Consider the following 6,406-nt stretch of genomic DNA (forward strand, 5'->3'; position numbering starts at 1 on the left):
CTCCTTGGCCGCACATTCTAGCGCAGGCCCGCTGCGTGCCTTCCGACAACGGCTGGGGAAACGAGCCCACGGCAGCTGTCTGCGCTGGCTGCTTGTGCCAAGATCGCCCGCTGATTCTGCCGGGGGAGGCGCATGAAGAAGGAAATCGTGTCGTTCGAAGGCGTGCATTGCGCCAATTGCAGCGCGCCGATGCAGGGGGAGTTCTGCCACGAATGCGGGCAGTCCATCCACACCGTGCTGCGCCCCATGCATCACATGGTGGAAGACACGCTGGACCTGGTCCTTCATGTGGACGGTCGCGTGATCCACACCCTGCCCCCGTTGTTCCTGCGTCCGGGGTTCCTCACGCTGGAGTATTTCTCAGGCCGCCGGCAGCGCTATGTGGCGCCGTTCCGCTTGATGTTCGTGCTGTCGCTGCTGGCGTTCTTCATGTGCCATCTGGTGGTGGGCAATCTGGACATCCTGAAAGTCCACAGCGAGGCAAGCGAAGGTACCGGGCAATTTGCGCACGACCTCACGCCCAGCGCGGTTCGCACGCACTACGCGCAAGTGCGCAAGGACCTCGAGGCGGCCGCCGGCCAGTCCGACGAGAAAGGCAGCAAGAACTTCAATCGCCCGCTCAGCATCGAGCGCGACCACGCCAACCATCGCCTGACCCAGCTGGGTGCATCGCCGTTGACCGACACGGGCGTCGCCGAAACCAAATTCGAATCGATTCCGCTGCAGTCGACGCCCATCCATATCTCCTGGCTGCCCGAAGCGCTCAACCACAGTCTCAACCGTTCGGTGGCGCGGGCCGGGGCCAATGTCACCGACATCCAGGCCGGCGGCGAGCGCGCGGCGGAGGCGCAGGAGCGCATCACCGCCGCGGTGTTCCACGTCCTGCCACAGACCATGTTCGTGCTGATGCCGCTGTTCGCCCTGTTGTTGAAGTTCACCTATATCTTCAAGCGACGGCTCTACATGGAACACCTGATCGTGGCCCTGCACAGCCACGCCTTTCTATTCCTGACCCTGATGCTGGGCATGGGCGTGTATCTGCTCTACGGCTGGCTGGTGCCCCACGCCCACTGGCTGGGCACGCCCCTTGTCCTGGCCGCCTGGGGGCTCGGAGCGTGGGCGCTGGCCTATCTGCTGCTCATGCAAAAGCGGGTTTACCGGCAGGGCTGGTTCGTGACCATCCTGAAATACCTGTTCGTCGGATGGTGCTACACCTTCATGGCCACTTTTGCGCTCACCTTTGCCGCGGTTCTGGGCATCGCCAACTAGTCCGCGGCCGCGCGAACTTTTGTGACACAAATCACACACAAATCGCGCAGCGGCGCGGTTTCGCGGCACCTCAAAAGCGCTTTCAAGCGGGGTTTTGCACAGCGTCACACGGCTGTCAAGGCAAGTCCCATGCCTGTGGCAGTTAGATGAACCCCGCCATAGCGAAAATTTTAAGTTGCTGTTTTTACTTGGCTTTAGTTGCTGGCTAAAACTTGAACAGCGCGTACGGAAGGGCGTTTTCATGCGCCCTAGAGGCCTCCCTCAACGCACCATCCACAGAGTTATCCACAGACCTTGTGGATAAGCTCAAAAGACCCCTGCCAATAGTCACTTAGCTCTCTTTCCTAGATGACGAGGCAGCAAGACCCTGCAAGCCGCGGCCAAGCCCTCAAACAGATTTTGAGAGGGTTTCATCCGGCTGATATCTGACGGGGTGGAACGGCCCGGTTACACTGTTGTGCCGAGAGGTATTCATGCCCGCCGTCCTTCGCGTCGCCCTGCCGGTACCCCTGCCCACCTTGTTTGACTATCTGCCGCCGGCCAGCGGTGAGGCGGTAGCGGGCAGCCGTGTGCTGGTGCCGTTCGGCAAGGGCAAGTCGGTGGGCGTGGTGGTTGAAGCCAACGTGGAGTCGGCCGTGAGTCATGGCCGGCTCAAGCGCGTGCTGCGGGTGCTCGACGATGCCCCCTTGCTCGACGCCGAATTGATGGCCACCCTCGCCCGTGCCGCCGATTACTGGCTGGGCGCCCCCGGCGAGGCTTATGCCAATGCCCTGCCCCTGGCCTTGCGCGAGGATCGCCCGCTCCCGGACCTGCATGACGAAGCCTGGGCGCTCACCGAGAGCGGACGCAGCGCGCTGGATGCCGGCAGCCGACGCGGTGGCAGTCGCGCCCTGCTCGATGCTCTTTCCCGCGGACCGCAAACCGCCGAGCTGCTGCACGAGATGCTGCCCGGCTGGCGCGATGCGGCGCGACGCCTTGAGCAGGCCGGCCTGATCGAACGCACCCAGTCCAATGCCGCCGAACCACCCCGCCTCACCGAAGCACCCTCGCTGAGCGACGAGCAGCAGCAGGCCGTGCAGACGATCGGCGAATCGCTCGGCCGCTTTCAGCCGTTTCTGCTCGACGGGGTCACCGGCAGCGGCAAGACCGAGGTCTATCTCGCCCTGATCGAAAACGTGATCGCGCAAGGCAAGCAGGCACTGCTGCTGGTGCCGGAAATCGGCCTCGCGCCGCAAACCGTGCGCCGGCTGCGCGATCGCCTGGGCGTCGCCGTGCAGGTGCTGCATTCCAACCTGGCCGAAGGCGATCGCGCACGCGCCTGGTTGCGCGCGCGGACGGGCGAGGCCAAGGTGATTCTTGGCACACGCTCGGCCATCTTCACGCCGCTGCCGCATGCCGGCCTGATCGTGGTGGATGAAGAACACGACAGCGCCTATAAGCAGCAGGAAGGCTTTCGCTATCACGCACGCGACCTGGCCATACTGCGTGGCCGTGCGCTGAATATCCCGGTGGTGCTCGGCTCCGCGACGCCCTCGCTCGAATCGCTGGCCAACGTGCAGGCGAGCCGCTATCGCGCGCTGCATCTGCGTGCGCGACCGGGCGCCGTGCGCGCACCGCAGGTGCAGATCGTGGACATGCGTGCGCAACGCCTCGACCACGGTCTCTCGCCTGCCCTGCTCGCCGCGGTGGGCGACACCGTGGCGCGCGGCGAACAGGTGCTGGTGTTCCGCAATCGTCGCGGCTATGCGCCGGTGCTGCTGTGCTACAGCTGCGGCTGGCACGCGGAGTGTCCGCGTTGCGAGCACCCGATGACCTTCCATGCCGGGCGTCGCGCGCTGATTTGCCATCACTGCGATTACACCGCGCGCCCGCCGGCGCAATGCCCTTCATGCACGGCGCCGGATCTCAAGCCGCAGGGCCAGGGCACCGAACGATTGGAAGAAGCATTGACGGCGCAGTTCCCCGACGTGCCGGTGTTGCGCATCGATCGCGAGACCACGCGTCGCCGCGATTCGTTCGAACAACTGCTGGAAGGCTTGCACGACGACAAGCCCGCCATCCTGGTCGGCACGCAAATGCTGGCCAAGGGCCACGACCTGCCCAACCTCACCCTGGTCGCCATCGTCGGCGTGGATGAGGGCTTGCTCAGCGTGGACTTCCGCGCCAGCGAGCGACTCGCGCAACTTGTTGTACAGGTGGCTGGTCGCGCGGGCCGCGCCAAGAAACCGGGCCGCGTGCTGCTGCAGACCCATCATCCGGATCACCCGCTGCTGCGCCAGCTGCTCTCGCAAGGCTATGCCGCGTCGGCGCAGAGCCTGCTCGAGGAACGGCGCACCGTGCAGCTGCCGCCGTACGGACATCAGGTGCTGCTGCGTGCCGATGCGCACCAGCGCGAGCACGTCGATGCCTTCCTCGCCGAGGCGGCGCAGGCGCTGGCTGGCCTGCCGCTGCAGCTCGCCGGGCCGATGCCTGCACCCATGCCGCTGCGCGCCGGTCGCCATCGCGGGCAGTTGCTGATTGAAGCGGAGACGCGCGGCGCGCTGCATGGCGCTCTGCGTCCCTGGTATCCCGCATTGTCGACGCTGCCTTCGGCGCGTCGCGTGCGCTGGTCGCTCGACGTGGACCCGATCGATCTCTATTGACCGGGCGACGACGGCGCGACCTCCACGATACTCACCTCAGGTAGGAGCATCCGATGGAAGGCAACGCATCGTCCGACCCACGTCCCCATGTCGTCATCCTCGGCGGCGGTTTCGGCGGCCTGGCCGCTGCGCGTGAACTCGCCGACGCCAATGTCCGCGTTACGCTGATCGACCGTCGCAACCATCATCTGTTCCAGCCGCTGCTTTACCAAGTCGCCACGGCGGGCCTTTCCGCGCCGTCGATCGCGGCGCCCTTGCGGCAGATCCTGCAGAAGGACAAACACGTCACAGTGCTGATGGACGAAGCGCTCGACGTCGACCTCGATCGTCGCATCGTGCATCTCGCGCAAGGCGAACTGCCCTATGACGCCCTGATCGTCGCCACCGGCGCCACGCATGCCTACTTCGGACATGACGAGTGGGAACGCTATGCGCCGGGGCTGAAGACGCTGGAAGACGCCTTCACCATCCGCCGTCGCGTGCTGATCGCGTTCGAACGCGCCGAGCGTGAAGAGGATCCGGCGAAGCGGCAGGCCTGGCTCAATTTCGTGGTGGTCGGCGGCGGCGCCACTGGTGTAGAACTTGCCGGCACGCTCGCCGAGATCGCACGCCACACCTTGCCACGCGAATTTCGTCGCGCCGATCCGCGCATGGCAAACGTGCTGCTGGTCGAGGCCGGCCCGAAACTGCTGCCGGCGTTCGCCCCCGACCTCACCGAAAAGGCTAGGCGCCAGCTGGAAAAGCTGGGTGTAGAAGTGCGTTTGAACACCTCCGTCACCGCCATCGACGAGCACGGCGTGATGCTGGGCGAAACGCCGTATCCGGCACGCACCGTGCTGTGGGCGGCCGGCGTCGCGGCCTCGCCGCTGGGCGCCCGCCTTGGCGCGCCGGTCGATCGCGCCGGACGCGTACTGGTCGAACCGGACCTCAGCCTGCCCGGCCATCTCGAAGTCTTCGTGATCGGCGACCTGGCGAGCGTGACCCAGGCCGACGGGAAACCCGTGCCCGGCGTGGCGCCAGCCGCCAAGCAGATGGGGCACCATGCCGCGGCCACGCTCAAGACGCGCTTGCGCGGCGAGACCGCCACAAAACCCTTCCGTTATCGCGACGACGGCTCGCTCGCCACCATCGGGCGCATGGCCGCCGTCGCCCAGTTTGGACGCGTGAAGCTCTCGGGCCTGCTGGCCTGGTGGGTCTGGCTGATCGCCCACATCGCCTTCCTGATCGGCTTCCGCAACCGGCTGGTGGTGATGCTGGACTGGGCCTGGGCGTACTGGACCTACCAGCGCCATGCCCGCATCGTCACCGGGATCGATGAGCGGACCACCTCAGAATCGACTTTGCCGCGCGACGCTTAGGGTGGACAATCAGCGTTTTCCAAGCCGGATATCGTCGTGTCTTCCCAACTCGAACAACTGCGCCAGTACACCACCGTGGTCGCCGACACCGGTGATATCGAAGCCATCGCCCGCTGGCGCCCGGTGGATGCCACCACCAACCCGTCGCTGCTGCTCAAGGCCATCGAGAATCCGAAGTTCGCGCCGCTGATCGAAGAGTCGGTGGCGTGGGCCAAGGGCCAGAGCAACTCGCGCGGACAGCAATTGGTGGACGCCAGCGATCACCTCGCCGTCGCCGTGGGTCGCAAGATCGTCGACATCGTGCCCGGCCGCGTCTCCACCGAAGTGGACGCGCGCCTGTCGTTCGACGTGGATGCCTCCATCGCCAAGGCTGAGCGCCTGGTCGGCTTGTATGCGGAGCACGGCGTGTCGCGCGACCGCATCCTCATCAAGCTAGCCTCCACATGGGAAGGCATCCGCGCTGCGGAGCAGCTGGAAAAGCGCGGCATCAACTGCAACCTCACCCTGCTGTTCTCCTTCGAGCAGGCGGTGGCCTGCGCCGAAGCCGGCGTGTTCCTGATCTCGCCCTTCGTCGGCCGCATCATGGACTGGTACGTCGCCAACACCGCCACCAAGACCTACGCGCCGGAAGAAGACCCGGGCGTGCTGTCGGTGCGCCGCATCTACAGCTGGTACAAGCAGCACGGCTTCAAGACCGTGGTGATGGGCGCCAGCTTCCGCAACATCGGCCAGATCCAGGCCCTCGCCGGCTGCGACCGCCTCACCATCAGCCCCGACCTGCTCGAAAAACTCGACCAGGACAGCGCACCGCTGCAGCGCGCACTCAATGACAACGGTGCGACTCAGGCGGCTCCCAAGCCAATCACCGAAGCGCAATTCCGCTGGGGCCACAACGAAGACCCCATGGCCACCGACAAGCTTGCCGACGGTATCCGCAAGTTTGCTGTGGATCAGCGCAAGCTGGAGAAGCTGTTGGCGGAGAAGCTGGGCGGCTGATCGACGCGCCGCTTCGATAAAAAAAGCCCCGGCGCAAACCGGGGCTTTTTTTGTTCGATACCTCATGTGGGAGCGCACCCTGTGCGCGACAGCCACGCTGCGGTGTACCGCTCCGTAGGTTTGTCGCGCACAGGGTGCGCT

The 6,406-nt window shown here is 65.4% G+C and carries 4 protein-coding genes; all 4 read left to right on the plus strand.

What is annotated here, in order from left to right; genetic code table 11:
• Positions 1–132 precede the first annotated feature (132 nt).
• The 4 genes from AB4Y82_RS19405 to tal all read left to right on the plus strand — a co-directional run bounded on the left by AB4Y82_RS19405 (position 133) and on the right by tal (position 6,265).
• Positions 133–1,269: a DUF3667 domain-containing protein gene (locus AB4Y82_RS19405; protein WP_441604759.1), complete on the plus strand. Its 1,137-nt coding sequence runs from the start codon at positions 133–135 to the stop codon at positions 1,267–1,269.
• A 473-nt stretch (positions 1,270–1,742) separates the two neighbouring features.
• A complete protein-coding gene (locus tag AB4Y82_RS19410; protein ID WP_441604760.1) occupies positions 1,743–3,911 on the plus strand; it encodes a primosomal protein N' in 2,169 nt (722 codons plus the stop codon).
• Between the two features lie 53 nt (positions 3,912–3,964).
• On the plus strand, positions 3,965–5,269 hold the full coding sequence (locus AB4Y82_RS19415) for an NAD(P)/FAD-dependent oxidoreductase (protein WP_441604761.1): 1,305 nt from the start codon (positions 3,965–3,967) through the stop codon (positions 5,267–5,269).
• Between the two features lie 36 nt (positions 5,270–5,305).
• Entirely contained in the window at positions 5,306–6,265 is a 960-nt protein-coding gene (tal, locus tag AB4Y82_RS19420) for a transaldolase (protein WP_441604762.1), read from the plus strand.
• Positions 6,266–6,406 lie beyond the last annotated feature (141 nt).

Origin of the sequence: Dyella sp. 2YAF14, from assembly GCF_052114725.1 — a bacterium.
GTDB lineage: Bacteria > Pseudomonadota > Gammaproteobacteria > Xanthomonadales > Rhodanobacteraceae > Dyella.

What these genes read in the sequence shown, in the direction of transcription:
- AB4Y82_RS19405 (WP_441604759.1), top strand. Translation starts at nt 133, where the DNA reads ATGAAGAAGGAAATCGTGTCGTTCGAAGGCGTGCATTGCGCCAATTGC.
- AB4Y82_RS19410 (WP_441604760.1), top strand. Translation starts at nt 1,743, where the DNA reads ATGCCCGCCGTCCTTCGCGTCGCCCTGCCGGTACCCCTGCCCACCTTG.
- AB4Y82_RS19415 (WP_441604761.1), top strand. Translation starts at nt 3,965, where the DNA reads ATGGAAGGCAACGCATCGTCCGACCCACGTCCCCATGTCGTCATCCTC.